Annotated in this window: 2 protein-coding genes; both read left to right on the plus strand. The window is 65.4% G+C overall.

Annotated features, from left to right (window positions below; translation table 11 throughout):
* The first annotated feature begins 151 nt into the window (after positions 1-151).
* Positions 152-1201, plus strand: a complete 1050-nt coding sequence (locus VF632_RS14215; protein WP_331023572.1) for an IS30 family transposase — start codon at positions 152-154, stop codon at positions 1199-1201.
* Positions 1119-1573: GNAT family N-acetyltransferase (locus VF632_RS14220; RefSeq protein ID WP_331023573.1), on the plus strand; the 455-nt coding region annotated here is incomplete at its 3' end. The genes VF632_RS14215 and VF632_RS14220, both read left to right, overlap by 83 nt.

Consider the following 1573-nt stretch of genomic DNA (forward strand, 5'->3'; position numbering starts at 1 on the left):
GGTAGCGGTCACAACGTGTCGTCGCGGGGCTGTCGCTCGGCGGCAGGCTCGGCTGGCTCATAGCCAAGCATGGGCTCTTCTTCGATAAACTCGGCGGATTCGAGTTTCGTAGCGAACACCAGCGTTGCCCTGAAAGGTTTACGGTGGTGCGATGGCAGTTCAGAGACGTGGGCTGACGGTGGTTGATCGCACGCTCATCGAGTTGCGGCGGCGGGACGGCTGGAGCATCCGCTTGATCGCGCGGGAGCTGGGCCGCTCGTCGGGCACGATCTGCGATGAGATCGGGCGGCACGGCGATGCCGCGGGCTACCTGGCGGCAACGGCCGAAGCGGATGCCGCGGCCAGCCGCCGCCGGTCCGGCCGCAAGCCGCGGCTGATGCCGGATGGGCCGCTGTTCGCCGAGATCGCCCGTCTATTGCGGCTTGGTTGGTCGCCTGAGCAGATCTCGGGTCGGCGCAAACGGATTGAGAATGGCATGGAGCAGCCTTCCGGCCTGCGGGTCTCGCACGAGGCGATCTACACCGCGCTCTACGCCCTGCCGCGCGGCGAACTGCGGCGCGAGCTGTTGTCCTATCTGCGCCAGGCCAAGCCAGTGCGAGGCCGCAAGCCGAAGGGTTCCGAACGGCGCGGCAAGCTCTGCAACATGACCAACATCAAGGAGCGGCCTGAGGAGATTGAGGGCCGCCTGGTGCCGGGGCACTGGGAGGGCGATCTCATCCTCGGTGCCGGGGGCGCCAGCGCCGTGGGCACGCTGGTGGAGCGCACCACCCGTCTGGTCGTGCTGGTGCATATGCCGACCCGCAAGGCCGAGGTCGCAGCCTCGGCCTTTGCCGGCGCGCTGAACGCCATCCCCGCCCCGCTGCGCAAGACGCTGACCTACGACCAGGGCAAGGAAATGGCTGGCCATGCAGGCCTGGCCGCGCAGACCGGCATGCGCATCTTCTTCGCCGACCCGCACTCACCCTGGCAGCGGGGCGCCAACGAGAACACCAACGGCCTGCTGCGCCAGTACCTGCCGAAAGGCAGCTCCCTGGCCGGGCTGGACCAGAGCGAGCTCGACCTGGTCGCCGCCAGCCTCAACGATCGGCCCAGGAAGACACTCGACTACGCCACGCCGAATGAGGCCTTCAACAGCCTGCTTGCCAAACTGGTCAGCGGGGGCAAGACACCAAACGGCGGTGCTGTTCGCTACGGAGTTTGAATCCGCCCGGTCGCCTATCGCTGGTATTGGACCGATTACGGTTGATCCCACCGTCCAAAATCGAGGAATCGGTCGCAGGCTCATGCAAGCGTTGATGGATCATGCCATGAGGGCCAACGTCGCTGGCATCCGATTGAGCCAGCCGGCATATAATAACCGCACGCTCTGTCTCTACACGCGGCTTGGCTTCCAAGCCCGAGAGCCGCTGTCGATGCTTCAGGGAGCACCGCTCAACATTCAGTTCGCCGGCTACGACGTTCGCAATGCTACCGTGGCCGATATTGAGGTATGCAGCCACTTGTGTCGGGCTGTGCATGGCTTCGACCGCCAGCGCGAACTCGCTGATGCCATTGCCGAAAATGCTGCGAGTGT

This window comes from Longimicrobium sp. (genome assembly GCF_036388275.1).
In the GTDB taxonomy this organism is placed as follows: Bacteria; Gemmatimonadota; Gemmatimonadetes; order Longimicrobiales; family Longimicrobiaceae; genus Longimicrobium.